This window comes from Pseudomonas sp. BBP2017, assembly GCF_003024385.1.
In the GTDB taxonomy this organism is placed as follows: Bacteria; Pseudomonadota; Gammaproteobacteria; order Pseudomonadales; family Pseudomonadaceae; genus Aquipseudomonas.
Genome location: NZ_PVZN01000002.1, coordinates 54,032 through 80,561 on the forward strand (window position 1 = coordinate 54,032; position 26,530 = coordinate 80,561).

General features: G+C 58.9%; 24 protein-coding genes and 1 pseudogene. 14 read left to right on the forward strand and 11 right to left on the reverse strand.

The window, feature by feature from the left end; all coding sequences use genetic code 11:
* Positions 1 to 75 precede the first annotated feature (75 nt).
* The 5 genes from C6382_RS03100 to C6382_RS03120 all read right to left on the reverse strand — a co-directional run bounded on the left by C6382_RS03100 (position 76) and on the right by C6382_RS03120 (position 6,376).
* The gene (locus C6382_RS03100) at positions 76 to 1,395 is read right to left on the reverse strand and encodes an outer membrane protein transport protein (RefSeq protein ID WP_107023081.1); all 1,320 of its coding nucleotides are present in this window, start codon (positions 1,393 to 1,395) and stop codon (positions 76 to 78) included.
* A 152-nt stretch (positions 1,396 to 1,547) separates the two neighbouring features.
* Positions 1,548 to 3,449 carry an acyl-CoA synthetase gene (locus C6382_RS03105; protein WP_107023082.1) on the reverse strand — a complete coding sequence of 634 codons (1,902 nt, stop codon included), beginning with the start codon at positions 3,447 to 3,449 and terminating at the stop codon, positions 1,548 to 1,550.
* A gap of 2 nt (positions 3,450 to 3,451) precedes the next feature.
* The gene (locus C6382_RS03110) at positions 3,452 to 4,408 is read right to left on the reverse strand and encodes a fumarylacetoacetate hydrolase family protein (protein WP_107023083.1); all 957 of its coding nucleotides are present in this window, start codon (positions 4,406 to 4,408) and stop codon (positions 3,452 to 3,454) included.
* A 175-nt stretch (positions 4,409 to 4,583) separates the two neighbouring features.
* Complete coding sequence (locus tag C6382_RS03115; protein WP_107023084.1) at positions 4,584 to 5,675, reverse strand: VOC family protein; 1,092 nt, start codon at positions 5,673 to 5,675, stop codon at positions 4,584 to 4,586.
* An 86-nt stretch (positions 5,676 to 5,761) separates the two neighbouring features.
* Positions 5,762 to 6,376, reverse strand: a complete 615-nt coding sequence (locus C6382_RS03120) for a TetR/AcrR family transcriptional regulator (RefSeq protein WP_107023085.1) — start codon at positions 6,374 to 6,376, stop codon at positions 5,762 to 5,764.
* Between the two features lie 361 nt (positions 6,377 to 6,737).
* Between C6382_RS03120 and C6382_RS03125 the strand changes: the two genes are divergently transcribed.
* Positions 6,738 to 7,973, forward strand: coding sequence for an NADH:flavin oxidoreductase/NADH oxidase family protein (locus C6382_RS03125; RefSeq protein WP_107023086.1), 1,236 nt, complete (start codon positions 6,738 to 6,740; stop codon positions 7,971 to 7,973).
* A 21-nt stretch (positions 7,974 to 7,994) separates the two neighbouring features.
* On the opposite strand, the gene C6382_RS03130 is transcribed toward C6382_RS03125, so the two are convergent.
* Both C6382_RS03130 and C6382_RS03135 read right to left on the reverse strand, forming a co-directional pair.
* Positions 7,995 to 8,642 carry a TetR/AcrR family transcriptional regulator gene (locus tag C6382_RS03130; RefSeq protein WP_107023087.1) on the reverse strand — a complete coding sequence of 216 codons (648 nt, stop codon included), beginning with the start codon at positions 8,640 to 8,642 and terminating at the stop codon, positions 7,995 to 7,997.
* A 2-nt stretch (positions 8,643 to 8,644) separates the two neighbouring features.
* On the reverse strand, positions 8,645 to 10,303 hold the full coding sequence (locus C6382_RS03135; protein ID WP_107023088.1) for a bifunctional 3-(3-hydroxy-phenyl)propionate/3-hydroxycinnamic acid hydroxylase: 1,659 nt from the start codon (positions 10,301 to 10,303) through the stop codon (positions 8,645 to 8,647).
* A gap of 475 nt (positions 10,304 to 10,778) precedes the next feature.
* Between C6382_RS03135 and C6382_RS03140 the strand changes: the two are divergent.
* The 3 genes and pseudogenes from C6382_RS03140 to C6382_RS03150 form a co-directional block, all read left to right on the forward strand.
* Positions 10,779 to 10,967: pseudogene (locus C6382_RS03140) on the forward strand (FAD-dependent oxidoreductase); the annotation flags it as partial.
* 96 nt (positions 10,968 to 11,063) lie between these two features.
* Positions 11,064 to 11,771: a YebC/PmpR family DNA-binding transcriptional regulator gene (locus tag C6382_RS03145; RefSeq protein ID WP_107023089.1), complete on the forward strand. Its 708-nt coding sequence runs from the start codon at positions 11,064 to 11,066 to the stop codon at positions 11,769 to 11,771.
* A gap of 182 nt (positions 11,772 to 11,953) precedes the next feature.
* Positions 11,954 to 13,843, forward strand: a complete 1,890-nt coding sequence (locus tag C6382_RS03150) for a propionyl-CoA synthetase (RefSeq protein ID WP_107023090.1) — start codon at positions 11,954 to 11,956, stop codon at positions 13,841 to 13,843.
* Positions 13,844 to 13,891: 48 nt separating this feature from the next.
* Here the strand turns inward: C6382_RS03150 and nadE are convergent, their stop codons facing one another.
* The 3 genes from nadE to C6382_RS03165 are packed head-to-tail and all read right to left on the reverse strand — an operon-like array spanning position 13,892 to position 16,605.
* Positions 13,892 to 14,740, reverse strand: coding sequence for an ammonia-dependent NAD(+) synthetase (nadE, locus tag C6382_RS03155; RefSeq protein ID WP_107023091.1), 849 nt, complete (start codon positions 14,738 to 14,740; stop codon positions 13,892 to 13,894).
* Positions 14,741 to 14,750: 10 nt separating this feature from the next.
* A complete protein-coding gene (pncB, locus tag C6382_RS03160; RefSeq protein ID WP_107023092.1) occupies positions 14,751 to 15,956 on the reverse strand; it encodes a nicotinate phosphoribosyltransferase in 1,206 nt (401 codons plus the stop codon).
* 1 nt (position 15,957) lies between these two features.
* On the reverse strand, positions 15,958 to 16,605 hold the full coding sequence (locus C6382_RS03165) for an isochorismatase family protein (RefSeq protein ID WP_107023093.1): 648 nt from the start codon (positions 16,603 to 16,605) through the stop codon (positions 15,958 to 15,960).
* Between the two features lie 238 nt (positions 16,606 to 16,843).
* On the opposite strand from C6382_RS03165, the gene C6382_RS03170 reads away from it, so the two are divergent.
* Genes C6382_RS03170 through C6382_RS03180 form a run of 3 tightly spaced genes read left to right on the forward strand, consistent with a single transcriptional unit; the run spans position 16,844 to position 18,630 of the window.
* Positions 16,844 to 17,413: an adenylyltransferase/cytidyltransferase family protein gene (locus tag C6382_RS03170; protein ID WP_158262096.1), complete on the forward strand. Its 570-nt coding sequence runs from the start codon at positions 16,844 to 16,846 to the stop codon at positions 17,411 to 17,413.
* 1 nt (position 17,414) lies between these two features.
* Complete coding sequence (locus C6382_RS03175; RefSeq protein WP_107023095.1) at positions 17,415 to 18,128, forward strand: NUDIX hydrolase; 714 nt, start codon at positions 17,415 to 17,417, stop codon at positions 18,126 to 18,128.
* Positions 18,129 to 18,138: 10 nt separating this feature from the next.
* Entirely contained in the window at positions 18,139 to 18,630 is a 492-nt protein-coding gene (locus C6382_RS03180; RefSeq protein ID WP_107023096.1) for an NUDIX hydrolase, read from the forward strand.
* Positions 18,631 to 18,638: 8 nt separating this feature from the next.
* On the opposite strand, the gene zapE is transcribed toward C6382_RS03180, so the two are convergent.
* Positions 18,639 to 19,727, reverse strand: coding sequence for a cell division protein ZapE (gene zapE / locus C6382_RS03185; RefSeq protein WP_371919561.1), 1,089 nt, complete (start codon positions 19,725 to 19,727; stop codon positions 18,639 to 18,641).
* Positions 19,728 to 19,947: 220 nt separating this feature from the next.
* Here zapE and C6382_RS03190 point away from each other — a divergent pair, with 220 nt between their 5' ends.
* The 7 genes from C6382_RS03190 to C6382_RS03220 all read left to right on the forward strand — a co-directional run bounded on the left by C6382_RS03190 (position 19,948) and on the right by C6382_RS03220 (position 26,323).
* On the forward strand, positions 19,948 to 20,475 hold the full coding sequence (locus tag C6382_RS03190; protein WP_107023506.1) for a spore coat U domain-containing protein: 528 nt from the start codon (positions 19,948 to 19,950) through the stop codon (positions 20,473 to 20,475).
* Positions 20,476 to 20,525: 50 nt separating this feature from the next.
* On the forward strand, positions 20,526 to 21,056 hold the full coding sequence (locus tag C6382_RS03195) for a spore coat U domain-containing protein (RefSeq protein ID WP_107023097.1): 531 nt from the start codon (positions 20,526 to 20,528) through the stop codon (positions 21,054 to 21,056).
* A 17-nt stretch (positions 21,057 to 21,073) separates the two neighbouring features.
* Positions 21,074 to 21,607 carry a spore coat U domain-containing protein gene (locus tag C6382_RS03200; RefSeq protein ID WP_107023098.1) on the forward strand — a complete coding sequence of 178 codons (534 nt, stop codon included), beginning with the start codon at positions 21,074 to 21,076 and terminating at the stop codon, positions 21,605 to 21,607.
* 27 nt (positions 21,608 to 21,634) lie between these two features.
* Positions 21,635 to 22,114 carry a spore coat U domain-containing protein gene (locus tag C6382_RS03205; protein WP_107023099.1) on the forward strand — a complete coding sequence of 160 codons (480 nt, stop codon included), beginning with the start codon at positions 21,635 to 21,637 and terminating at the stop codon, positions 22,112 to 22,114.
* Positions 22,115 to 22,155: 41 nt separating this feature from the next.
* Positions 22,156 to 22,947, forward strand: a complete 792-nt coding sequence (locus C6382_RS03210) for a molecular chaperone (protein WP_107023100.1) — start codon at positions 22,156 to 22,158, stop codon at positions 22,945 to 22,947.
* Positions 22,948 to 23,066: 119 nt separating this feature from the next.
* Positions 23,067 to 25,361, forward strand: coding sequence for a fimbria/pilus outer membrane usher protein (locus tag C6382_RS03215; RefSeq protein WP_371919562.1), 2,295 nt, complete (start codon positions 23,067 to 23,069; stop codon positions 25,359 to 25,361).
* Complete coding sequence (locus C6382_RS03220) at positions 25,358 to 26,323, forward strand: spore coat U domain-containing protein (protein ID WP_107023101.1); 966 nt, start codon at positions 25,358 to 25,360, stop codon at positions 26,321 to 26,323. The genes C6382_RS03215 and C6382_RS03220 overlap by 4 nt, the downstream gene beginning before the upstream one ends.
* Positions 26,324 to 26,530: the final 207 nt, after the last annotated feature.

The following is a 26,530-nucleotide window of genomic DNA, read 5'->3' on the forward strand; positions in this document are numbered from 1 at the left end:
GCTTTCACTCGCCTCCTTGACGCTGATTCCTGGGTACTCAAAAAGTACTCTATTAGTTAGTCGAAATTTGGTCGGTTAGTACCGGAAGGTTGCCTGCACTGAAAATCCATTCGCACTATTGTTGTATTTGGCGCTGTATTCCGGTTGAAGACCGGAGTTGTTCGACTGCTTCACCGAGACTTTGGAGTCCCACAGATAGCCATAAGCAAAGTCTATCGTTAGATCGGAATTTGGCGAATAAGCACCACCTAAGGTAACGGCTTGGCGATTCCCAACCGGAATGCGCACGCTGCGATCGGCATTCCTGATTGGCGACGGATCATAGGCGTAGCCTGCGCGCAGCAGCCATTGTTGGTTCAATTGATAGGATGCGCCCACTGCGGTGGACCAAGTGTCACGCCAGTTCATTTCTTCGATCACACTTCCCAGGCCAGCCGCATGGCCCACCGGGGAAAGCCCGCTGTTGACTGCCTCGACCTTCTGGATCCGGCTCCAACGTTTCCAGGTAGCCCCCAGGTATCCCGTCCAGCGACTATTGAAATGATGGGTGATAGACGTGTCCACGGATTCGGGCATAGTGAGGTCTATCTTGTTGTCATACTTTCCGTCCAGCGGGACAACGCTCGGGGAGCCGGAAACCTCAGTATGCCCTTCGAGTTCATAGTCCACCTTTGAGTGATAGTTAATCCCCCAACTGGTGGCCTCAGTAAAGTCGACCAAGATGCCGACGTTGTACCCAAGTGCCGTGTCATTGCCTTTGATGGTGACCAGTGTGTCCTCGCCGTTGTTCAGGGCGCCGGTGGCCAGGTAATTCTGAAGCTTTGCATTGAAACGGTTTATGGTCGGCCCGCCACCAATGGACACGTAATCATTGATCCGATAGGCAATGGTGGGCTGAAGGGTGATCTCCTTGGTCGTACTGTAGGAGCCATGGTAGCGGCCCTGAAAAGTGCTCTCATAGTCATTGATCAGACCACTTGGAGCATAGAGACCCAGGCCAATCGAAAAACGATCATCAAGTGGCGTCGACATATAAGCGAAGGGCACAACCCCCAACGGTACCGAGTCCCCCTTGTTCGTTCCCGTGGCACTGCTCTGCGCATCACTGATGTCATCGCTCACCGAGATGACCGCAGCTCCGCCGGAAATTTCAGTGCGTTTCAGTTTGGTCAAACCTGCAGGATTGCCAAAGATAGTGCTGGCGTCCAGCGCAGAAGACGATCTCCCCGCATAAGCAGTACCCGCACTACTTGCACTTTGCTCGTTCAACGCAATGCCATTGGCGCTCGCGCTTGTTGAAACGCTGAGTATTGCTGCGGCACCTGTGAATTTAATCCAGGAAGGCATTTCTCGCACAGTTGAGAGGCGCGGGGTAGCACGGTTGCTCAGATTCATTTCTCACCTTGTGTTGTTTTTATTGAATGGTGCGCAGGCAAAGCTTCGCCTTCCGGTGCACTTGGCAGTGCCGGTTGGAGTTGATAGAAGTTGTGAACAAGGCCCTGGCTGATGACTACCAGGGCCGGAGTGCCGAACTTACGAAGTCAGGATCATCTAAGCCACTCCACCTGAAAACTATAGCGACCTAGAAGAAGGGCCAGGGACTCTTGATCTCGCCCGGCCCGGATGCGGGCGACCAATCCACGTTGTTCATGTTGAATGACCTCGACCGCGATGTCCTTCAGACACATGCGATCCACATTCTGCCGGACTACCTTGGCAATTTCGCGCTGCTGCAAGGCGGGCTTGAAGATTTTGCCAACCGCCGTCAACGGCAGTGCTTCGAGGATCTCGATCCGCTTGGGAACGGCCGCCCGCTCACTGATGTGGTGTTGGGCAAACTGCTCAAGTTCTTCAACCTCGCAAAGTTGGCCTGGTCGCAGTTGCACGTAGGCGACCGGCACTTCACCCGAATAAGCGTCCGGGCTGCCGATGGCAGCCGCCAACGCCACCGCTGGGTGGGCCTGCAAAGCCTCCTCGATTTGTTTCGGATCGATGTTGTGGCCGCCGCGGATGATCAGTTCCTTTTTGCGCCCGGTCAGCCAGAAATAGCCATTTTCATCCTGGCGCCCCAGATCGCCCGTATTCAGCCAGCGCTGACCATTGATGTCGATCCACAGGCCCCGGTTATGGCTATCTTCAACGTAACCCTCGAACAGGTTCGGACCCGTGATGGCGATCAGGCCAATCTCGTCGTTGTCGGCGTCGCGCAGATACTCTCCTGTGTCATCGAGCATGACTGCGCGCATGTCCTGGTAGGCAATCCGTATACCGATGGAGCCGATGTAGCGCTTGCCATGGGGCGGAGTAACCGAGGAGACGCACGCGCCTTCCGTGAGTCCATAGCCTTCGAGGATCTTCACCCCGGTCCGGCCTTCAAACTCTCGGAAAAGTTCGACCGGCATCGGCGCAGCACCACACATGGCATAACGAAGGCTCGACAGGTCGCGGCCTTCCGGCTCGTTTTGCAACAATGCGGAATAAACGGTTGGAACGCCGGAGAAGAAATTGATGCCGAAGTGCTCGACCATCTCCCAGAAGCCTGGGATCACACCCTCACCGCGATAACCTTGCGGCGTGCCGAGGATGACATGATCACCTTGGGTCCAGGGCATCAGGCCTGTCACCAGCTGTGCATTTACATGAAACAGCGGCAACCCACAAAAAATGACCTGGCCACTCCCCTGTGGTTGCATCTGCCTAGCCATGGCCCACGCGTTGAAGACCTCCGCCCCATGGGTACGCATCGCGATTTTGGGACGCCCGGTGGTGCCGCCGGTGCAGAAGTAAGAGGAACGATCCTCAGGGCAGAATTGCCGACCGCTCTTCAAGTGGGTGCCTGGCTGAGCATCCATCAACGTCCGTAAATCGTGAATCGTGGCCCCCCTGTGCAACCCACGTTCTTTCTCTGCCAGAGATGCAAGGGATTCACGCTGAGCGACATCAATGTAGGGGGCCATGCCAACCCAAACGACGTGCTTGATCTCGAGAAGTTGATCCAGCTGTGAGGCCAGCTTAGGCCACAGGTCGCTGCCCGGAGTCGGTGCGAGCGTTACCACCACGCTGGCTTTGGCGGCGCTTAGCAAGGCAGCCATCTGTTTGGCCTCTTGCAGCGGATTGATCGCCATGACGACACCGGCCGCCTCACCTCCCCAGATAGTGAAGTGGGTTTCCGGCAGGTTGGGCAGGATGAAGGCCAGCACTTCACCCGGGGTAATACCCAGGTCGTGGAAGGCATTCGCCGCGCGAGTGATATCTTCGACGAGTTCGGCATAGCTCCAGTGATGGGTGTTCCTGAAGCAGGTAGCGTCGGCGAAGAAGCTCAGTGCAGGCGCGTTGGGGCTTAGCTCGGCTGTCCGTGTCAGCGCTTCATAGGTGCTGGAAGCCAAGCCACGCTCCGTTAACGGGACCTGCTCGATACTTTCAATGTCGTTCAGAGATCGCACCATCATCGTCAGGCCTCCTCTACGACTCGGTTACGTTGCACGCCCAGATCGATCACGCCATCCGCGCTGCGAATGCGTGCTTCGACGACGTCTCCTGCCTTCAGATATTGCGTCCGCCCCTCCTGCGCTTTGAGGAAAAGTTTCCACTTGGTGGCTTCTGGCATCAGGGCCGCAATGCGCTGTTTGGCAGGCGAAGGGATGGTCAGCGCGCATCCCGCAGGAGTACCGGTGGCGATCAGGTCGCCGGGGGCGAGATCCTGGACAGAGGAGAGTTCGGTAAGGGTTTCAGCGGGGCCATACACCAGGTTGGCCGTGCTGTCGCTTTGTCGCACCTCACCGTTGACCGTCAGGCGCAACTGCAAGGCTTTCAGGTAATGCATGTCCTGGGCGTCCAGCAGACAGAGGTAGGGACCAACCGGACCAAACGTGCGGAAACTCTTGCCCTTGTAGAACTGCATCTGCGGGATCTGAATGTCGCGTGCCGAGTAGTCGTTGACAATGACCACACCGGCAATGAACTCATGCAGGTTGGCATCGCTGACCTTCACTGCGCCAGTGATCGCGCGTTTCATCACCAGCCCAAGTTCGATCTCATAGTCAAGGAAGCGTACTGTGCGCGGTTTGATCAGGACGCTGTCAGCGGCCACCAGGCAACTGGTCGCCTTGGTGAACATCATGTTGTATTTCTTCGCATCCGGATCCATGCCCGACTCGATCATATGCTGTCGATAGTTGGCCCCTTGGCAGACGAACTGTTGATTGCGGGTCACCGGCGACAGCAGTTTGACTTTGTGCGCCTCCAACTGAGTACCATTCAGTTGAGCGAGGCCATCGATACTGTTAAGGCTGATGAAGTCACCCGTGGTCTCAAAGGTACCAGGGACAATCGTGATACGGTCTTGGCGTAGCACGCCCCAGTGGATACCGTTCTCAAACTCGAAGCGAACTACGTGTACAGCAGACATTGAAGGTACTCCTGGAGCAGCGTTTGTCCCGCGCTCGATGGCGCGAGAACTGTGGTGTTGTTCTGCGGGTGGGCTGGCGACGCTGTAGATCAACGAGCCGCCGGCGATCAATGCACCGGTTTTGAGCACGTCTCGCCGGCTATACCGTGTGCTGATGCCCGACATGGCGGCCGCTCTACCCGAACATCCGCATCAGCGTGATCAACTTGCGAATCGTTAAATCCGGGCTGCGCCGCAGGTTGCGGATCAGCACTCGTACGTTGCTGAAGCTCATCTTGGGTTTGGTAAAACTCTTGGGCATGCGTTGCCCCCACTGCGCCATTGCCTCGGGACTCACTGGATGGATGCCCGTAGGTTGTATGGCGGTGAAAATGTCCCCGTCGCAGTAGTGCTCATGCTTGTCACCCCAAGGGTCTTGCCAGTAGTCGAAGATCTGACTGCCCAGGATGTGCCGGCCGATTCCCCACGAGTGCTGCCAACCCCGCTCTCGCAGGACCCGTTGTCCCATGCCCACCGCGTCTGCATCGACGACCTCATAGGCGCTATGGCTGTAGGTCGCCATGAACCCTTGCGCGATCGCGAGTGTATGGTGATCTGCCGGCTTGTCACCGAGATCAAGGCGCATGAAAGCGACGATGGGGGTGCCGTTGGGGAGTACCTGTACATCGCTGGGAATGAACCCGAAATGCTGGGTATACCAGGCACAGGTCGCCTGATAGTCGGCTACTTCAATGACGATGTGACCCAGTTTGCGTACTTCAGGTGGCGCAATCGGCGGGCGCTGCGTGGCGTTGATTCGCGGCTGCTCTTGCGCCAGATTCCAAAGAAGTGGCGTTCTGTGTGCCAGGGGTTCACTGGGCGTCTGCTCGCAAATAGCTTCGACGATAAAGCCGGAAGGATCGGTCAGTCGGACGTAGTGCCCGCCGCCAGGGTGTATCGAGGCCTCGACCGAGGATGCACCTGGTATTTGTGTCAGCTTTTGCAGATCCTTGAGTGATTGGACTGCCAGGCCGAACCCGACAAAACCTGCCTTTTCTGCACGGTGCACGCGGTAACAATAAGGCGTTGGCTCAGTGCCGCGCAGATACAGCGTATCGGTGCTCTGATGACTGACGGTTAGGCCGAAGTCAGTCAGGAAACGTGCCGCCTCATTCAAGTCCGGCCTTTGAAAAATCAGGTGAGTCAGACTTTGAGCCTTCACCGTCGGTTGCGAATGCCGGGCAGGCTGTGGCGTCGCCAACTGGGACATTTCATTTTTGCTGTTCATTGTTCTTGTTATCCAGTTTTTCGGGCAAAGAGGGCCCTGAACCCCTGAAATCGCCAGGAGTTTTGTCGTTGTGTCGGTTACCGCGCTTAGTCGATCAGGGGAAGTACCGGCAACTCTACGGTGGCCAGCGCTCTAGCCTCCTCGAGAGGCACACCTAAGGCCCGTAGTACGAGTTCGGCCGTATCAGCTCCCGACTCGCGCCACGTTCTGTGCCCTTCCAGAACCAGGAAAATGGATCCGAGGACGCTGCTCGATATCAGCGTCAGGACAGAGAGCAACTGCTCTTGCTTAAACATGTACCGACCGGTGGAGAGTCCACTCAGAAGATCTGTCGTCGCCTGGCTGGTAAACATTTCACGCAACGAAGCGTTGCTCATGGCGAACTTATGGATGAATGCCCCCCAGTGGGAGTCTTCGTGGGCTCGACGGATGAAGAGCCGGATACCGTTGGCCAGGCGTTGAGCGGGATCGGAGAGGGAATTGAAGCTTTTGTTGACCCGTTCATGCATCTCTCTCGCGAGATGGCTAGCGACCGCCTCGAACAGGCCTTCCATGCTCTCGATGTTGCTATAAACCGTGCCGCGCGCCACCCCTGCCTCTTGCGCAAGGTCGAGGATGTTCACTTGCGATGTGCCTTTCTCCGCGAACAGGCGAAAAGCGGCTTGGTGAATGCGGCGTTGTGTTGGATTCAGGAGTTCCACGGTCTCTCTCCAGGATTGCCTTATGGGTCAATTGAACACGCGTGTTCGATTGACGTCAATCTTGTTTTTGGAATAAAAAGCTGTTTTTTCGAATAAAAACGGCTAGCACCCTTAATTAGGCTATTTGGCAAAAAATTTGCGAGACCATCCGGCACGATTCCGATACCTGTGCATTGACTAAATTGAACACGCGTGTTCATCTTTGCGTGGGCTGGTGCAGTCGCTGAGTGGTTCACTCAAACCGTCTATCGGGGTATTCCCTGGCCCCGGGTAGACCAACGCAGCTCGAGGATGACCTTTCTCCCCAGGCATCGCCCTTTGAATGAAGGCCACCCATTTATCGTCAACTGAAGGACAGAACATGACCGGCTCCAAGCTCTTTGAACCGCTTCGATTGCCCAATGGTGTAGTGATTCCCAATCGAATCGCCAAGGCTGCCATGGAAGAAAACCTTGCCAATGAGAATCACGCTCCCGGGGAAGCATTGATCAGGCTTTACCGGGGGTGGGCGGAAGGCGGGGCTGGTCTGATCATCACGGGTAACGTGATGGTTGATCGCCACGCTTTGACCGGGCCCGCAGGCGTTGTGCTTGAGGATGATCGGAACCTGCGAAATTTCCGGTTATGGGCCGAAGCTTGCCGCATTCGCGGGGCCCAAGCCTGGATGCAGATTAATCATCCTGGACGACAGCTATTGGCTTCAATGGGGCAACCGGCAAGAGGCCCCTCCGCCGTTGCGGTCGATATCCCCGGACTTTCAAAAGCTTTTGTACCTCCCAGGGCTTTGGATGAGCAGGAGATCAAGGAACTGATTGAGCGCTATACCCAAGCGGCGGTGCTGGCAGAGCGCGCCGGATTTACGGGTGTGGAGATTCATGCGGCGCATGGCTATCTGTTCAGCCAATTCCTGTCGCCCTTGACCAACCGGCGTGACGATCGTTGGGGCGGCCGTCTGGAAAATCGTGCGCAAATTCTCCTGCAAACGATCGATGCAATACGTCAGCGCGTGGCACCAATCTTTTGTGTTGCGGTGAAGCTCAATTCCGCGGACTTTCAGCGCGGCGGATTCGATGTCGAAGATGCGTGTCGCGTGGTGGAAATGCTTAACGCCAAGGCGGTCGACCTGGTCGAGTTGTCAGGTGGCAGCTACGAAAGCCCAGCGATGCAGGGGCAGACCCGCGATGGCAGCAGTTTGGCTCGAGAGGCCTATTTTCTCGAGTTCGCGCAGAGGATAGGAGAAGTAGCGCGCATGCCGCTGATGGTTACGGGTGGCGTACGCAGGAAGGAAGTCGCGGAGCGAGTGGTGAGTGGCCCGGTGTCGATGGTCGGGCTTGCCACTGCGTTGGCAATCGAGCCGACCCTGCCCAGCCAGTGGATGGCAGGTCACAACGCCGAAGTTGAGCCCATCGTCGTCCGCTGGAAGAACAAGGCGCTGGCGTCACTGGCAGTGGCGTCGTTGATCAAAAAGCAGCTTGGCCTGTTGAGCCAAGGGAAGCGGACACGACCCGGGATGTCGCCGCTCATTGCATTGATCAGCAATCAGCTGAAATCTCGACGGCAGGCCAAGCGCTATCGGCAATGGATTAATAATGCCTGATCGATCAAGAAAGTCATCAGGTCAGGCGGGTAGTGGCTTTGCGGCGATTTCCCGGGCTTTGGCAGGTGTTACTCCCAAGGCCTGGAGAATCATTTCGGCGACCCGCACATCGTGCTCCACCAAAGCACGTCCCTGGACAACTGAGCGCATCGCTCCGGTAGTGCACGACAAGACCAAATCCAAGGCGACCCCCTCGTCTGCATAAGTTAAAGTGCCTGCGCGCAGCCCTTCACGCAGGTCACCCATGACATGAGTGGCCAATCGCGAGCGCATGGCCTGGTCGAAATGGATGATGCGCAATAGGGCATTTGCCCATTGGTGGTCGACCGCAGACCGACAGACAAACATGCGTACGCCAATCGAAAGCCGCTGTGCTCCGCACTGCACGTCCGCGTTCAAAACGGAAATGGCGTCAGAAAACTCCGCAGCCATAGCGATGCCCACCGCTTCGAGTACTTCGTCGCGCGTGCGGAAATAGTTGTAGATGGTGCCGTTCGATACCGCTGCCTCGGCGGCGACTTCGAACAAGGCAATCTCCCCCACCTCCTTACGTGCGACCAGTCGCAAGGCCGCGTCCACCAGGCCGCGACGGGTGCGCTCACGCTTCTTGTGACCCCTGGTCAGAGGATGTGGCTCAGTAGCTTCTAAAGGAGGTGCGGGGGAATCCATGATCAAGCTCGTAATCTAATCGGCTCGTTTATAGTAATGGAAACGCCGTCAGGAGTGGCGCCGTCACTCATCAGCAGGCCCCGGCAGTCTCTAAGGAGTTTGCTGGCCTCTGTGCCAGGGGCGTGGTGCATGATGATACGATCAGGACGAACGACGACGAGCGTTCCTTTTGACGCCAGCGGCAGGATTTCATGGTTCATGTCTTCGATGAAGTCACAACTGCCGCCGCAGCGTTGGCCGCGTGTTCTGACTTCTAAAAAGTGGCCGCCCATTTTTTCCCAGGAAACGATTTGATCAGTGGTCAGCAGTGACAACGGGTCAACACCGAAGCCAACCAAAGTCAGGTTGTCTCCAAGGGCATCGTCGCTCAGCTTGATCTGTTTTTGCATGTTGCGAATCCAGGCCTGGGGAAACAGGCTGCCACGTACCAGCTTGTCGCCCCGACGATGCTGCACGAACAGGCCGTGTTTGAAGATGTTCTTCGGCTTGATGTCCAGCTGTTCGAAGTACCTTCTGGTAGCGGGGGGCAACGCCAGCATACGCATCAGGCCGTGGATAAAGAAAGCCGCGATCTTGTTCTTGGGCATCACCAGGCGGCCCATGAGTTTCGCTAGATTGATCATCGCCTGGGCATGGGGGCGGCGCTCTACGTCATAGCTATCGAGTATTGAAGGCGCGGCATGGCCGCGAAGGACCCAGGCCAGTTTCCAGGCAAGGTTGGCACCATCTCGAAGTCCCGCAACGAGACCTTGCCCGACAAAAGGAGGGGTAATGTGGGCCGCATCTCCTGCAAGAAAGACGCGTCCCTTGCTGAATATGTTGCAGCAGCGAGCGTGGAATCGATACACCGCCTTGCGCTCGATTTCCAGCTCCTGCGGGTTGATCCATGGCGCGATCAGTCGGGCTATGCTTTCCGGGCGTTCCAGCTCTTCCCGCGATTCACCGGGTTGTAGCATGAACTCCCAGCGCTCCCTGCCGCCGGGTGCGGGCATATGCGGGGTAGGGCGTTGTGGATCACAGATGAACTCAACGTGGTCAATGGCTGACTTATGCCGGTTCATGACATCGACAATCAGCCAGTCTTCGGCATAGGTCTGCCCTTCGAACTCCTGGCCAATCAGTGCTCGGACCCTGGAGCTTGCGCCATCCGCACCGACCAGGTACTGGGCGCGAACGGAATGTGATTGTCCATTCTGATCCCGGACGGAGGCGACGACACAATCCGACTCCTCGACCAGACTCTCAAGCTCGAAGCCACCAAGACTGGTCACTGACTTCAATCGGGAGACCTGGTTGCGCATCGCGTGTTCGAGGTCGGGTTGATAGAACGTCACCAGTTTCGGATGGCCGTCGATGCATCCTTCAGTATTGGCGCGACCGAATTGCCCGAGAACCGGGGAATGCATCCTCACTTCGGGGATAACGATCTTCTCGAAAGCGTCTTCCGACAGACCGGCGAGTTGCAGGATACGTAAGGCCTCGTTGTCCAGAGCGATGGCACGAGGCATGAGTACGATTTCATGGAGCTTGTCCAGTACCAGGGTCGTCACCCCGTAGCGGCCGAGCAGCGCCGCGATTGTCGCACCTACCGGACCGTAACCAACGACCAGCACGTCGACGGCGGAGGGAGGCAATTGGCAAACTTTCTTGTTGTTGTTCATCTCGAGCCCTTGTTGTGATTGAGGTCGTGAGGCGCATAGGTCTCATCGTCAGGCAGAACCAAGGTATGCAAAATTGAGAGATATTTCAATATTGATGTTTTTGTCATTAATTTTTGAGATCATTGCAACGCCGTGATGAGGTCGAACGGACGAGCTGAGGTACCAGGCGTAACTGGCCAAGTTAAGGCGAAGAAGGCTCGTGGCATGAAGTTGCATCTGTGCCAGTTTCCGACCGACGACGCTTGGCTTCAGAGTTGATCAGCGTTGTCATGGGAGCAATGACCCAGGATTGAAATGCGTAGTTGCGAGGAGGCAAGCGTTGTCGTTGGCGTCGACTCCTTTCTTGTTGTTATGCGTGCCCGCACGCCTGCCGGATTCGCTCTTGTTCAAGCACGAGTAGAGTTGGGTATTTTCGTTGTCACGGCCACCAACCCCGGCCGGGGTGGAAACCGCCAGCGACACGGTCCGCGCCGCCCGTTCGCCACTGGTCAACGGCCCGCTGGGCTGTTTTCCGCCCGAGCCGATCCGCTACCTTGGCTCGCTGATGGTGCGCAATGCCATTCGTCGCAAGGAGCAGGCCGAAGATCACAGTTATCGCCCGCGCCGTCTGGACGTGCGCCTGGCCCGCTTTGCCGCAGCGGCGGGCAAAGTCGACAAGGCCTGAGCAGTTTTTTTGTCGATTGCCATCACGAGGATGTATAAACTGCACCCACTTTGCCGGTCGCTACCTGAACCGGCACCTGAAGCAAAGAGAGTCGAGATGGGCGCACAGTGGAAAGCCAAGCATAGAGAAACAGCTGCCAACGCCAAAGGCAAGATCATGGGCAAGCTGTCCAAAGAGATCCAGATCGCCGCCAAGGCTGGCGCTGACCCAGACATGAACCCGCGCCTGCGTTTGGCGGTCGAGCAGGCCAAAAAGGCCTCGATGACCCGCGAAACCCTGGAGCGGGCGATACGCAAGGGTGCTGGGCTTGATGGCGACGCGGTGAACTACAATGCGGTGACCTACGAAGGGTTTGCCCCGCACCAGGTGCCGCTGATCGTTGAGTGCCTGACCGACAACGTCAACCGTACCGTGGCGCAAATCCGCGTACTGTTCCGCAAAGGCCAGCTGGGTGCTTCAGGCTCGGTGGCCTGGGACTTCAACCACGTTGGCCTGATTGAAGCCACGCCGAATACACCGGACGCCGACCCTGAAATGGCCGCAATCGAAGCGGGCGCCCAGGACTTCGCAGAAGGTGAAGAAGAGGGCTCGACCCTGTTCATCACCGACACCACCGATCTGGATGCCGTGCAGAAGGCCCTGCCTGCTCAAGGTTTCACCGTTGTTTCGGCGAAGATCGGTTACACCCCGAAGAACCCGGTCAGCGGCTTGAACGATGAGCAGATGGCTGAAGTTGAAGCCTTTCTGCATGCCATCGATGACAACGACGATGTGCAGAACGTTTATGTAGGTCTGGCGGGCTGATTTAAAGATTCAGCAACTTTTCGCGGGGCAAGCCCGCTCCCACAGGACCGGTGGGAGCGGGCTTGCCCCGCGCTGCATTTATGCACATCAGATGAGACTTAAGTCCCATGGCGGCCTGGCCATAGCCAGCCATACTCGATATTCGCCCTTTTAAATAACAACAAACCCAGGGTTCAGTATCGATGACTTATCAGCACAGCTATGCCCGTTCCATCGCCGATCCTGCCGCTTTCTGGGCCGAACAGGCCGATGCTCTGGCCTGGTATCGCAAGCCCCTGCAAACCCTCAGCGAAAATCCCGATGGCACCCACCAGTGGTTTGCCGACGGGCGCCTGAACAGCTGTTACCTGGCCCTCGACCATCAGATCGAACAGGGCCGTGGCGAACAGACCGCACTGATCTACGACTCGCCAGTGACCGGCAGCCAGCAGCAGTTCACCTATGTGCAACTGCGCGATGAGGTCGCGCGACTGGCCGGGTTGCTGCGCGAGCTTGGCGTGCAGAAGGGCGACGGCGTGATCATTTACATGCCCATGGTGCCCCAGGCGGCCATGGCCATGCTCGCCTGTGCCCGTATCGGTGCAGTGCATTCGGTGGTGTTCGGCGGTTTTGCCGCCAACGAGCTGGCGCTGCGTATTGATGATGCTCGCCCGACCTTGCTGCTTACCGCCTCGTGCGGGCTGGAATTTGACCGGGTAATCGAATACAAGCCGCTGGTTGATCGCGCCTTGGCGCTGGCCAAGCATCAGCCGCACCAGGTGCTGGTGCTGCAACGCCCGCAAGCGTCGGCGACCCTGGTTGAGGGCCGCGATCTGGATTGGCACAGCGCTGTGGCCGCTGCCAACCCGGTGCCACCCGTGAAGCTGGCGGCCGCCGACCCGCTGTACATCATGTACACCTCCGGCACCACCGGCAAACCCAAGGGCATCGTGCGCGAAAACGGCGGCAATGCCGTGGCCCTGGGCTTTGCCATGCGCCATATCTACGGCATGCAGGCCGGCGATGTGTGGTGGGGGATTTCCGATGTCGGCTGGGTGGTCGGTCATTCACTGATCGTCTACGGTCCGCTGATGAATGGCTGCACCACGGTGCTCTACGAGGGCAAGCCGATCCGAACCCCGGACGCTGGCGCTTACTGGCGGGTGGTCGAGCAGTACCGGGTCAATGGTCTGTTCTGTGCGCCGACCGCCATGCGTGCCATCCGCAAGGAAGACCCCAATGGCGAGTTTTTGCGCCGCTACGACCTGAGTTCGCTGCGTCAGTTGTTTCTGGCCGGTGAGAAGCTCGACTCCAGCACCCATCAATGGCTGGAGTCGACCAGCGGCAAGGCGGTACACGATCACTGGTGGCAAACCGAAACCGGCTGGCCGGTGACCGCGCCCTGTGTAGGCCTGGATGGCAGTGCGGCGCGGCCAGGCTCAAGCAACCGCGCGGTGCCGGGCTACCACGTGCGCGTGCTCGACGACGACGGCCAGTTGCTCGGCGCCAACCAGCAGGGTGCCATCGTCATTGCCTTGCCATTGCCGCCAGGTTGCTGCCAGACGCTCTGGGGCGATCACCAGCGCTATCTGGACGCTTACCTCACCGCCTATCCGGGTTACTACCACACCGGCGATGGCGGTTACCTGGACGACGAAGGTTTTGTCTACATCATGGGCCGCACCGATGACGTCATCAACGTCTCTGGGCATCGCCTGTCCACCGGTGAGATGGAAGACCTGGTCGCCCATCATCCGGCGGTGGCCGAATGCGCGGTGATTGGTGTGCACGACGAGATCAAGGGCCAGGTGCCTTTAGCGCTGGTGGTGCTCAAGGACGGCCAGGGCATCAACGAGGCCGCCTTGCAGAGCGAACTGGTGGCGAGCGTGCGTGAGCAGATCGGCGCCCTGGCATGCTTCAATCAAGTGCGGGTGGTCAATCGCCTGCCCAAGACCCGCTCGGGCAAGACCCTGCGTGCAGTACTACGCAAGATCGCCGACCAGCAAGCTTACACACCGCCCTCGACCCTGGATGATCCCGCAGTGCTGGCGGAAATCGAAGCAGTGCTGGCCAGTTTCGCTCGCGTCGGTTGAGCGCTGGGAGCGAAGGCACCCACAGGCTGGCCTGCGAGAATGACTTCGTTAGGGAGCATAGGGCAGGGCGCGTTTGTGGGCGGTCTTCGCGTAAGCGCCAATGATGACCTTGGCGCTTTTATCAGAAACCGGCCTGCCGAGCAGGAAGTTGTCGATTTCATCGTAACTGCAGCCGTGGGCCAATTCGTCTGGTTTGCCCGGATCGAGATCTTCAAGGTCGGCAGTCGGGGTTTTCAGTACCAGGTCTGTAGGCGCGCCCAGCACCAACGCGACCTGACGAACCTGCCCTTTGACCAGGCCAGCCAGCGGGGTCAGGTCGCAAGCGCCATCACCGAACTTGGTGAAGAAGCCCATCACCGCTTCAGCCGCGTGATCGGTACCTACCACCAGGCAACCTTTATCGCCGGCAATGGCGTATTGGGCGATCATGCGGGCGCGCGCCTTGACGTTGCCTTTGACGAAGTCGATCTTGTGCTCATCAGCGGTGTGCTGGCCGCTCAAAGCACCCATCATGGCATCGACGGACTGACCAATATCGACAGTCAGGGTTGCATCGGGGTTGATGAAGCGCAGCGCCTTTTGAGCGTCCTCTTCGTCACGCTGGACGTAGAAGGGCAGGCGTACTGCATAGAACTTTGCTGGGTAGCCTTCGGCACGTAGTTGCTCAACCGCGATCTGGCAGAGCTTGCCCGCCGTGGTGGAGTCAACGCCGCCGCTGATACCCAGTACCAGGCCTCTAGTGTTCGTGGCCCGTATGCGTTCTTTGAGGAAGTCTACGCGGCTGACGATTTCTTGCGCTGCATCTTTTGCGTCATCCGCCCACGGATTGACTTTCAGCTCGTGAGCGATGCGAGCAGCCGGGGAGTCGAGGTTCTCAGAGTAGCTGTCGGTATTCATGGTGCCCGCCTTATTCCTTGACTGTGAAAACCTGCTTCAGATACGACAGGTATTCCGGGGATTCGCACTGCGACTTACCTGGCGCATCGGAGATCTTGGCCACTGGCTGGCCCTGGCAGGTGACCATCTTCATTACGATGCTCAATGGTTTGACCCCTTCGACGCCATTGGTGAGATCAGTGCCGATGCCGAACGAGACGTTGATGCGGCCACGGAAGTGACGCAGGATTTGCAGAGAACGATCACCCAGGTTCAGGCCGTCGCTGAAGATCAATGTTTTGCTGCGAGGATCGATGCGCAGTGACTCGTAGTGAGCAATCATGCGATCACCCCATACCAGAGGGTTACCTGAATCGTGGCGGCAGCCATCGAACAGCTTAGCGTAGTAAGCGTCGAAGTCAGCCAAGAAGGCGTCCTGGGTAATCACATCAGTCAGGCACACGCCGACATCCCCGCGATACTCCTTGACCCAGCCATCCAGCGCTGCTTTCTGACTGTCGATCAGGCGTGGGCCGAGTTGCTGATGAGCCTGGTACCACTCGTGGGCGTTCGTGCCGATGGCCTTGATGTCCAGTTCGCGGGCCAGGTGTACGTTGCTGGTGCCGACAAATACACCAGGAAAGTCACGCATCATTGTCTTGACGACTTCTTCCTGAGACTTGAAGGAGATCCTGCGCCGGGTGCCGAAGTCGGCCACTTTGAAATCAGCCAGCTCATCGGCGCTGGCGTTGGCCTTCAACCAGTCGAACTTGTTGTACAGGCTTTCACGCACCTGCTCCAGAGACAGGTCGGGGTAAACGTGGCGGTTGCGGATCTCGCTGACGATGGCAAGAATCTTGATTTCGAATGGCGAGACACCGACCCAGGGGCCGCGGGCGCGGATTTCCAGCTGCCCATTGGCCTGGCCAACTTTCACGAATCGAGGCTTGAGGCGAAAGTCTTCCAGGTAGTCCACATAGTCGTGCTTCATGAACGGGATGGCCCGCAGGTGGCGGAGCATGTCCTGGGTGCTTTGCAGTTCCTGGAGCTGCTCGATTGCCGCACGGATCTCACCGATGTAAGGCGTCAGATCCTCATTCGAGCGTACGCGCAAGGCCCATTCCGAATCAGCCGCTGGGTACGAGTGATAGATGGCCTGACCCATCGTCAGCTTGTAGAAATCGTCGTCAGTGGCGGAACGGACGATTGGCTTGTTGTAGTCGAAGACGCTTTCCATGTTACTTCCCCTCACCAACGAAACGGGTCAATTCTTCTTCCGAGTTCACCAGCACCGCGCCGGCATTTTTCATCGCCAACAGTGCCTGCTCGGCATCCATCTGGCTGATCGCTCGGCAGGCGGGCAGATACAATGCCACTTCAAAAACAGCGGTGAGCAATTGCAGCACAGTCATTTTCACGCAGTACTCAAGGGCAAGCCCGCCGACCAGTACTTTCTTGATGCCCCTGGAGCGCAATACTTCGATAACGCCGGTGGTCATGGCATCGTCGTGATAGACAGCTCCGTAGGGGTGCAAATCGAGCTCCAGGCCCTTGTAGATCATGTAACCGTATTCAGTGACCTTCGGCAGGCCGGGGAGCAGCTCAAAACCCGGTGTGCCAACCACGCAGTGTGGAACCCAGGTTGTGTCTGCGTGCGCAAGCCCTGTCGGTGCGCCCATTTCGGCGTGAGAGCCGACAACCCATTTGGCATTAGGGCTGTGCGCATCCTTGCTGCCAACTCGAAAGCCTGCGAGCGAAGCCATGAAGTTCAGTGCCGGTACGATTTCATCGCCACCAGGAACCGGGAGTTCATCTGGGCACAGTGGGCTAAACCCGCACTGGGCATCAACGTCAAAGCTAGCAATATCGGATTTGGGGAAGTTCATCTCGGCGCCTCCGCTGTCGTCTTGGGTATATAGTGCGCGACAAGTATTAAGTAGTCAACAAGGATGACAAAAAAACACGAGAGCAAACCTCAGCGCCGGATGCTTTCGTTGTGCGCCTAATTCTACGAGGAAATATGCCTGTTTATGAATGGTTGAAACTATGGGCTTAGCTGAGGCTCATGAGGGTGCGTTTGACGATAAAATACGTAACAAGTATTTTATTTGGAAGGAGGGCGACATGAGCAGAGCAAAAATGGCGGTATATGGCGGGGCGTTCAACCCTCCGCACGCAGGGCACGCCCAGGTGATGACTTCGCTGCTGAGCCAGGCAGAGCGCGTACTGGTTGTGCCTTCGTTCTCCCACCCATTTGGAAAGCAAATGGTGGATTTCGACTTGCGCATCCAGTGGCTGGAAAAAATCCTCGGGGTTTTCAGCGAGCCGCGCCTTGTTGTCGATACTTGCGAGCGCGAGCTGTTCAGGCACAAGTCCCCGATTTTCAGCATTGACCTGCTCAGGTTCGTCGCGGATCGCTTCAGCCTGGAGAAAAAGGACGTTGCCCTGGTGATGGGTGAAGACAACCAAAAGGTACTTCACACGTTCTATGGGTACCAGGCGATCATGGATGAGTTCTCGGTCATCACGATGCCTGAGACCATCAACGTTCACAGCACGATGATCCGTGACGCGCTAAAGGCCGGTGGTGACATCCCCTCGAAATGGATGGCGCCAGGGCTGCGGATGACGGATTACCTTGATTTCGCTGATACTGGATGGATTTCCTCAGATCAACCATTGAAGAGTGCGTAACGTGAGTGGAGAACGAAGAGGCACCATACAGTCGGTCGATGTCGGGATCCTTCGATTCAATCGCGAGCTTGGCCGTGCGGAAATTCTGGTCCACAAGCGGCAAAACCCTGACGAGCCTTATTTCGGTCAGTGGGCTTTGCCAGGGCTGGTCATCAATGGGGACACGGAGGATCAAAGCCTGGAAGCGGCAATTGATCGCCTGCTGGTTTCACCCAAGGTCGGGATTACCGTTAGCCATTGTGAGCAGGTGGTAACGGTAGGTAATGCCGTACGTGACCCCAGGGGTTGGGCCACGACTACCGTTTACATGGCCATGGTCGATGACTCGGTTGCTGTGGAAGGCGACAAACAGTGGGTAGACCTGGTTGCTGTAAGCGAGAAGAGGTTCTTGCTGGCGTTCGACCACAACGAACTCGTCGGCAGAATCAGAGTGCGCCTGGCGGGTAAATTCCGCTACACCAGCATTGGTTTCGCCATGCTGCCGATGAAGTTCACCATGACGGATGTGATCACATTGTTCTCGGTGGTAAGGGGCGCTAACCCGGCCAAGGGCAAGACGAGCATCGTCCAGCGGGTCAAGAAAATGATCGAAGCGCAGCTCATCGTATTGACTGACGAAACCGTCCCGCTCGCGATGGGCCGGCCACAAAACCTTTACCTCAAGCTCAAGCCGGAAGTGATTTTCGAGTTTGATCGGGCACTGTCAGATGACTAAGGCGTAAATCATGAACGCACCAGAGCAGACTTTTCAGATCTTGCTGGAGACCCCGTTCTTCAACGTAATCAAGCGCGGTAAGTACTTTATCGTGACGGAGGAGCATGAGGTCAACGCTGCGGTGATCCTGGCCAGGAACACCGAGGGCCGGTACCTGATGGTTCAGCACTACCGTGGTGCCATTGACCAGGATTCCCTGGAACTGCCGCGCGGTGGCCGTAAACCGAACGAAACACTGCTAGAGACCGCCAAGCGCGAGCTGTTGGAGGAGACTGGGTATACGGCAGCGTCATGGGCGTTTCTCGGCAAGGTGCACACCAACACTTCACTGATCCGAAGCTCGGTCGAAGTGTACCTGGCTGTTGATGCGGTGCAGGTGACAACAGAAACGGATGGCGAGACCAAGGGTACCTTGGCGTATACCGAGGAAGCGTTGAAAGGCCTGATCCGTGCCGGCAAGATCACCGATGCGCACACACTGTCGGCCTGGGCGATGCGCTAGTCGTATCGTCAGCCGATCTGGCGCAGTTGACCCAGGCGGCTGCGGGTCCGTGCCAGGTCGCTGGCCGTGCCTTGCAGGCTCTCGTCGAGCGACGCTGCGCCGATCAGTACCAGGTGCTTGTCCTGGTCATAGAGCACATCCACCAGGTTGATGAAGCGCTGTTGCTCGGCGGTTGAGCACTGCGCCAGGCGCGGCAGACCGTTGAGGATCCAGTGATCGAAACGCCGGGCCAGTTCCAGGTAATCGATGACGGCCGTGGGCTGTTCGCAGAGCTGAGCAAAATCAAACCCCACGGTGTCTTGCCGGATGAACCGCGCCTGCAACTGACGCTTGCCTACCTGAAGGGGCATCGAGACGTCGGCAAACGACGGTAGTTGCAACGCTTGACGTTGTTCCGGGCTACCAGGGCAGAGGTAGTGACCTTGAGTGAATCGCTGCTGGCTGGCGGCGTTGGGCAGGCTGCGGTAATCCTGCTCGCCATCGACCTGCAGCACCTGCATCTGGCTGTTGATCAGGCCTATGACTGGCTTGAAACGCTGGTGATAGAGCGGATTGGGCAACAGCCCTTCAGGCGCGTAGTTGGAGGTCACCAGGACAAAGATGCGCCGGGCGAACAAGGCCTGGAACAACCGGGTGATCAGCATCGCGTCGCCGATGTCGTGGACATGGAACTCATCGAAGCACAACACCTGGCAGGCCTCGAGCAATTGATCCAGAGTACAGGCCAGGGCATCGTCTTGGTGGCGGTGTTCGAACATGCCCTGATGCAGGCGGGCGAAGAAATCGTGAAAGTGCAAGCGGCGCTTGTGCGTCTGGGGCAAGGCCTGGAAGAAACCATCGAGCAGCCAGCTTTTGCCGCGGCCGACCGCTCCGTGCAGATACAGGCTGCGGGCCTGGCCGCTTTCAAGGCGGGCGGCCTGGGTCGCCATGTGTTCGATGACCTGCAACTGGCCGCCACTCAGGGTGTAGCCTTGGGCGGCGGCTTTGTTGCGAAAATACTGACGTACGGTGTCAGCACGGTCGGCTTCGTCGTGCGCCACAGCCCTGAGGCGTTGGCGCAGGGCACGCAGCGGCGAACGTATCCAGGAGATCGGCAGGGCAGGCAATCAGGGCTCCTTGAGGTTAACGCGACTCAAGGACCGGCTTGAGCGAGCGCGGCTAATTTAACCAATATGCTCCAGAGCTGCCAGCGCTCCGGGCAGGGCTAGTCTGGCGAATAATCCTGTACTAGGCCTGTAGGTTTTCTCGCCAGCTGGCAGCTTTTTTCTCGACTGCTACCCTCAAGGTCAGATAAATCCTGCATTCAAGGACGTGATGGTGAAGGGACGCTCTCTGGCGGTGATGCTCGGGCTGGTCGTTGCTGACAGTTCGCTCGCCGCCCAGTTCATGGTTGAAGTCAAAGTACACGTGCAGCGCGGCTGCGTACTCATCCACCAGCCCCGCGAAGCCGGTGCACAGGCACTGGGTGTCCTCGACTTCGGCAGCACGGCCCGGCTGGACCTGCCATCCGCTGCCATGAGCGCGCAGTTACTGAGCCAGCGCCCGCCGCGCCTTGAGTGCAACCCTGACACCAGCTACCAGGTCCAGGTCGACGCCGGTCAACACGGCGGCGTGGGCGAAGTACGTTACCTGACCAGCGCCCAGCCTTCGGCCCGGCCCATCCCGTATCGCCTGTATCAGGATCCGGCCTGGCGCGTGCCGCTGCCGGTCAATGCGACACAGCATGCGCGAGTGCCCGCCAGCGGTTCGCTGGAACTTCCGTTGTATGCCCGCATCGACAGCCTTGACCAGGTGCCAGCGGTTGGTCGTTATTCGGATTTGCTCAAGGTGACCGTCACCTGGTGAAGGCCACTGTGTCGCCTGCTGAAGCGGTGCCTGCTAAAGGAACTGGCAGAATGAAAAAAGCCCTGTTGTTGAGTATCGGCCCGTTGTTACTGGTGAGCCCTGATGCCTTCGCCGGTGCGACCGGGCATATCCAGGCGCGACTGGTGATCAGTGCCGCTTGCCAGATCAGCGGCGACCTCGGCAGCAGCATCGACACCTCCGGGGCCGGTGTACTGGATTTTGGCAGCCAGGGCCCGAGCTGGAACAACCCACTGTATTCGCGCCTGGATGAGGTGGGTGCGGCGGGCCGCCTGCAGGTGCGCTGCAACCCTTCGGTACGGGCCTTTAGCGTCAGTATCAATGGCGGTGCCAATGGCGATGGGGCCAATCGCCGGCTGCGTAATGGCCGTGAGCTGATCCCCTATCAATTGTCGGCCGACCTCTCGGGCAGTGCCCGCTATGGCATTGGTCAGCAGCGCAATTTCGCCATCAACAGTGCCGCGCAGATCCCCATACCGATCTACGGCGCGGTGCTCGCCCATCCCAAGGTGCTACCGGCCGGCATTTATCGCGACACCCTGATGGTGACCCTGGACTGGTAACACGCAAGGAGTGACTCATGCAGCGTTACATTTCTCGCTTCATCTTTGCCGGTATCGGTCTCGTGCTGTGTACGCAAGCCCAGGCCGCGAGCGTTACCGGGCAGATCGATGCCACCCTGACCTTGACTGCCAGCTGTCAGGTCAATGGTGCCAGCGGCAGCAGTGGTCTGGATTTCGGTGCGCTGAATTTCGGCACCCTGGATGCGCTGTTCACCCAGGCCCCGGGTCAGGTGCTGGGCGGTGGTGGCGGGGCAATGAGTATCCTTTGCTCCAGTGGAACGGTGCCGGTGGTGAAAATCGGTACGGGTGCCCACGATTCTCAATCCGCTGGTGGTACCCGGGCGCTGGCCGATGGCGCTGGCAACTTTGTGCCTTATGACTTCTATACCGACGCAGGGCATTCCCAGCTGTTGGCGATCAACGGCACGATCACCCTGCCGACCAGCACCGGCGTTGCGCAGACGGTCAACCTTTATGGCCTGGCCAAGGGCAAGGCTGGCCTGCCGGCGGGGGTCTACACCGACACGGTGAACGTCGAGTTGAGTTTCTGAGGCGTGTTACGCCCGCTGTATGGGCTAATGGCGGTGCTGGTGTGGAGCGCCCCCGCGCCGTTGACAGCACAAGTCGGCAGCAGCTTCCAGGTCAGTGCCCAGGTGGTGGCGGGATGCCTGGTGGTCGGCGGGGTGAGTCACTACGGCAACCTCAACTTCGGCAGCCATTCGGCGCTGGCCAGCGGCACTGTCAGCACCGCACTCACTGGCACCAGCGTGACCCTGCAATGTACGCCGGGAGTGGCACTGAGCATGAGCATCGGTGGCGGACAGAACACCAGCAGCGGCACCCGCAATCTCAAACGCAGCACGGGCTCGCAATTGCTGGCCTACCAATTGTTCGGCGACGCCGGCTTCAGCCAGAACCTGGGTATCGATCAGAGCGTTGCGGTGACCTACAGCGACCCCAATGCAATCAAGTTGCCGGTGTATGCCCAGGCGCAATTGAGCGGCACCCTGCCGGCAGGCAGCTACACCGATGTGGTGCAAGTGGTGCTGACCTGGTGAGAAGACTTGCCGGGTGTATTCGACAACCAAGGAGACTGTGGATGAGGGTAAGCGCAGGCAATTGGCGCGGGATAATCAAAGGGCTTGGCTGCATGCTGGCGGTGCTGTTCGGCGCACCACTGCAGGCGGCGACCTCGGTGCTGATCTGGCCAATTGATCCGGTGCTTGAGGCTGACCAGAAAGCCACGGCGCTGTGGCTGGAAAATCGCGGCACAGCAGCGGCCCACCTGCAGGTGCGGGTGTTCGCCTGGCGCCAGGGCGACTACGACGATCAGTACCAGGCTCAGCGCGAGATTATTGGCAGCCCACCGGTGGCGAATATCGCTCCGGGGCAAAAGCAGTTGATCCGTCTGACCCGCACCGGTGCCTCCCCGGCGGGCCAGGAGCAAGCCTACCGGATCATTATCGATGAGATCCCGCCGGCCTTGCCGGACGCCACCACCATTGACAAACCGCACGCTGCGATCCGTTTTCAGATGCGCTACTCGATACCGCTGTTCGTCTATGGCCAGGGCCTGTGGGGCAAGCCGGACGCCAGCGGCCAGCGCTCCCCGAGCGGTGTCGGCAAGCCGGCGCTGAGCTGGCGCGTGGTCTCGGTGCAGGGCCGGCCCTATGTGGAAATTCGCAATACCGGGCCTGTGCATGCGCGTCTGACCGATGTCGTACTGCAACAGGCTGGACACAACCGCCCGCTGGTCGAAGGTCTGCTCGGCTACGTACTGCCCGGCGCCAGCATGCGCTGGCCGGTGCCGCAACCGATGACAGCGGCCACGGTGCTCAAAGGCCGGATCAACGGTCAGGAGCCAGCACAGACCCTGAGTCAGGGGCAATAAGCGCTCAGTGATACGGCGGGAACAGGGGCCAGGGAGGACCCGGAAATGGTTGGATACTGTGTGTGAGTATTTCACCGGCCACGACCCGCTGGCGGGTGCTGGCGGCCTGTGCGCTGTTGGTGCTGGGCTGCGGCCCGTTGCGTGGCGGCGAGCTGCCACCGCCACCGCCCAGCCTGCAAGCGATTGGCGAGGCGCAGTTGTACCTGGAACTGGTGGTCAATCAGATGAGCAGCCCTGAGCTGGTGGCGGTGCAGCAACGCGCCGGGCGCCTGTACATGGCCACGGCGGACCTGCAGGCGGCGGGTATCCGGGTGCCGGGGTTGAGCGGCGCTGAAGTGGCCCTGGACACGATCAGCGGTCTGCACAGCGACTACGACAGTCAGGGCCAGCGCCTGCTCCTGCAAGTGCCCGCCGCCTGGCTACCGACTCAGGCCATCGGTAACCGTCAGTTGTACCCGGCCAGCGATGCCCGCAGCAGCTTTGGAGCATTGCTGAACTATGACCTGTACCTGAACGACACCGACGACGGCGGTACCTATCTTGCCGCCTGGAACGAGCTGCGCCTGTTTGACAGCTGGGGCACCTTATCGACCACGGGGCAGTGGCGCCAGGCCATGGGCAGCAGCGAGTTCGATGACAGCCAGCACGGCTTTCGGCGCTATGACAGCACCTGGCGCTATAGTGACGAAGCGCGCCTGCTGACGCTGGAAGTGGGCGACGTGCTCAGTGGCGCCTTGCCCTGGACCAGCTCGGTGCGCCTGGGCGGCGTGCAGGTCTCGCGGGACTTCGCCGTGCGCCCGGACCTGGTCACCTATCCCTTGCCGGCGTTCGCCGGCGAAGCGGCGGTCCCCTCATCGCTGGATCTGTTCATCAACGGCTACAAAAGTTCCAGCGCCGAGCTGCAGCCTGGGCCCTACACCCTGACCAACATCCCCTTTATCAATGGCGCCGGTGAAGCAGTGGTGGTGACTACCGATGCCCTGGGTCGCCAGGTGTCCACCACCTTGCCGTTCTATGTCACCAGCAACTTGCTGCAAAAGGGCCTGAGCGATTTCTCGGTTGCTGCCGGCAGCCTGCGTCGCGACTATGCCTTGCGCGATTTTTCCTACGGTCCGGGCGTGGCCGCCGCTAGCCTGCGTTATGGCCTGAGTGATCGCTTCACCCTGGAAAGTCACGCCGAAGCCGCTGAATCCCTGGCGTTGGGCGGTGTCGGTGGCAATTGGCAGGTCGGCAACTGGGGTGTGGTCAATGCGGCGTTGAGCCAAAGCAGCTTCGACAGCAGCAGCGGGCAGCAGTGGAGCCTGGGCTATCAGTACAACAGCTCGCGTCTGGGCTTCAATTATCAGCGTTTGCAACGTCGCGGCGATTACGCCGACCTGTCACTGGTCGACAGCCCTTACACGCGCCTGAGCCAGCGCAGCGAACACGTCACCCTGAGCCTGAACCTGGAGCGCTATGGCAGCCTGGGTGCTGGCTATTTCGATGTGCGTGCCGGTGACAATAGCCGCACCCGCCTGTTCAACCTGAGCTGGAGCAAGCCCTTGTGGGGCAACAGCAGCCTGTACCTGTCGGCCAACCGCGAGATCGGTGATAGCCAATGGGCTGTTCAGGCGCAATGGGTGATTCCGTTCGATTTGAGCGCAACGCTGAGCTTGAGCCTTGAACGCAATAAGGATGGCGAAAGTCTGCAACGGGTCAACTACAGCCGTGCGGTGCCGGCCGACGGCGGCGTGGGCTACAACCTCGGTTATGCCGATGGTGACCGCGAGGCCTATCGTCAGGCCGACCTGACCTGGCGCCTGCAGGCGGTGCAGTTGCAGGTTGGCGCCTATGGCACTGATGGCGACACTACGCGCTGGGCAGATGCCAGCGGCTCACTGGTGTGGATGGATGCCGGGGTGTTTGCCGCCAATCGCATTGACGACGCTTTTGTGCTGGTCAGTACCGATGGTTTTGCCGATGTACCGGTGCGTTACGAGAACCAACTGGTCGGCCGCACCGACAGCAATGGGCATTTGCTGGTGCCCTGGAGCAGCGGTTACTACCGGGGGAAATACGAGATCGACCCGATGGAGCTGCCCAGTACCGTGCAAGTGCCGCAGGTCGAACAGCGCCTGGCGGTACGTCGCGGCACGGGTTATCTGCTGGAGTTCCCGATGCAACGGGTGGTAGCGGCCAGTATTCACCTGGTCGACGCCACGCAGCGCGACCTGCCACTGGGCAGCCGGGTGTTGGATGAACAGCGTGGCACTCGCACCGTTGTCGGGTGGGATGGGCTGGTCTATCTGGAGGGGCTGGCCGAACACAATAGCTTGGCGGTCGAACGCAGCGATGGTGACCGCTGTCGTGTGCAGTTCAGTGTTGAGGGCGATCAACCGCAGGTGCCGCTGATCGGGCCGCTGGTGTGTCAATGAAGCGTTTGCTGGTGGTCCTGGCGTTGCTGGCCAGTACCCAGGCGCAGGCCCTGTGCTCGGTGGTGGCGACCAGCCCGGCCAGTTTCGGCTCGGTCAACTCGACGCAGGTGCGCAATGTGGTGCAGTCCGCATCCACCAGCAACGCCGGCCTGGAGTGTACCGGCTCGCTGCTGAGCCTATTGGCCAGCGACGACCATTTTTATGCCACATTCACCCCGGTCGGCGCTAGCAGCGGATTGGTCGGGCCCACAGGTGATGTGATCACTTACACCCTGTATGCCAACAACACCACCAGCTTTGTCATTAACCGCAACCAACGCTACGACTTTGCCCGCAACGGCATTATTGACGCGCTCGGGCTGCTCAACAGCAGCTCACCCAAAAGTGTGCCGATCTACCTGAAAAGCCTGATCGGCAGCAATGTCGCGGCGGGCCTGTATCAGGAATCGTTTGTGGTGGAGTGGGACATCAACTACTGCTATGGCATCGGCCTGCTCGGCGCGTGCATCGGTCGTCAGATCCTGACGCAGTCAACCAATCTGACCATCAGTCTGACAGTGACCAACGATTGCCAGATCACCACGCCGGCCATCAGCTTTGGCAGTGCCCCGGTGATCAGTGGCTTTACCGCGGTCAATCAGAGCATCAACCTGTCATGCACCAAGGGTAGCAACTACACGGTCGGCCTGGATGACGGCCAGAATGCGGCGGGTGGGCGGCGGCGGATGAAGTCCAGTGCCAATGACTACCTGGCTTATGACATTTACAAAAGCGCCGGTCCGCAGCGCTGGGGCGCGCTCTCCAGTGCCCGGCGCGCCAGCAGTGACGCCGACATCAATCCGGGAGCCGGTACCGGGACCGGTAGTCAGGTTTTTAACTACAACGCCAAGGTTTATTCCGATCAGCCTACACCGCCGGCTGGCACCTACCTGGACAGTGTGATTCTTGATGTGCAGTTCTGACACTGGAGTCAGGTTCTACCAGGCGTATTGTCCTCGGTTGCCGAGCCTGAAACCCATGCCGGTGGTCATTGTCTGGCGCAATATTTACGAACTGCGGGAACTATCTACACTAGGATTTCTCTATCATGGCAACGATCGACAGGTGGCAGGGCATTGTAAGGTGACCGCCGCCTGATTAGACTGCGCCGAATTTAGTACGCATAGCCC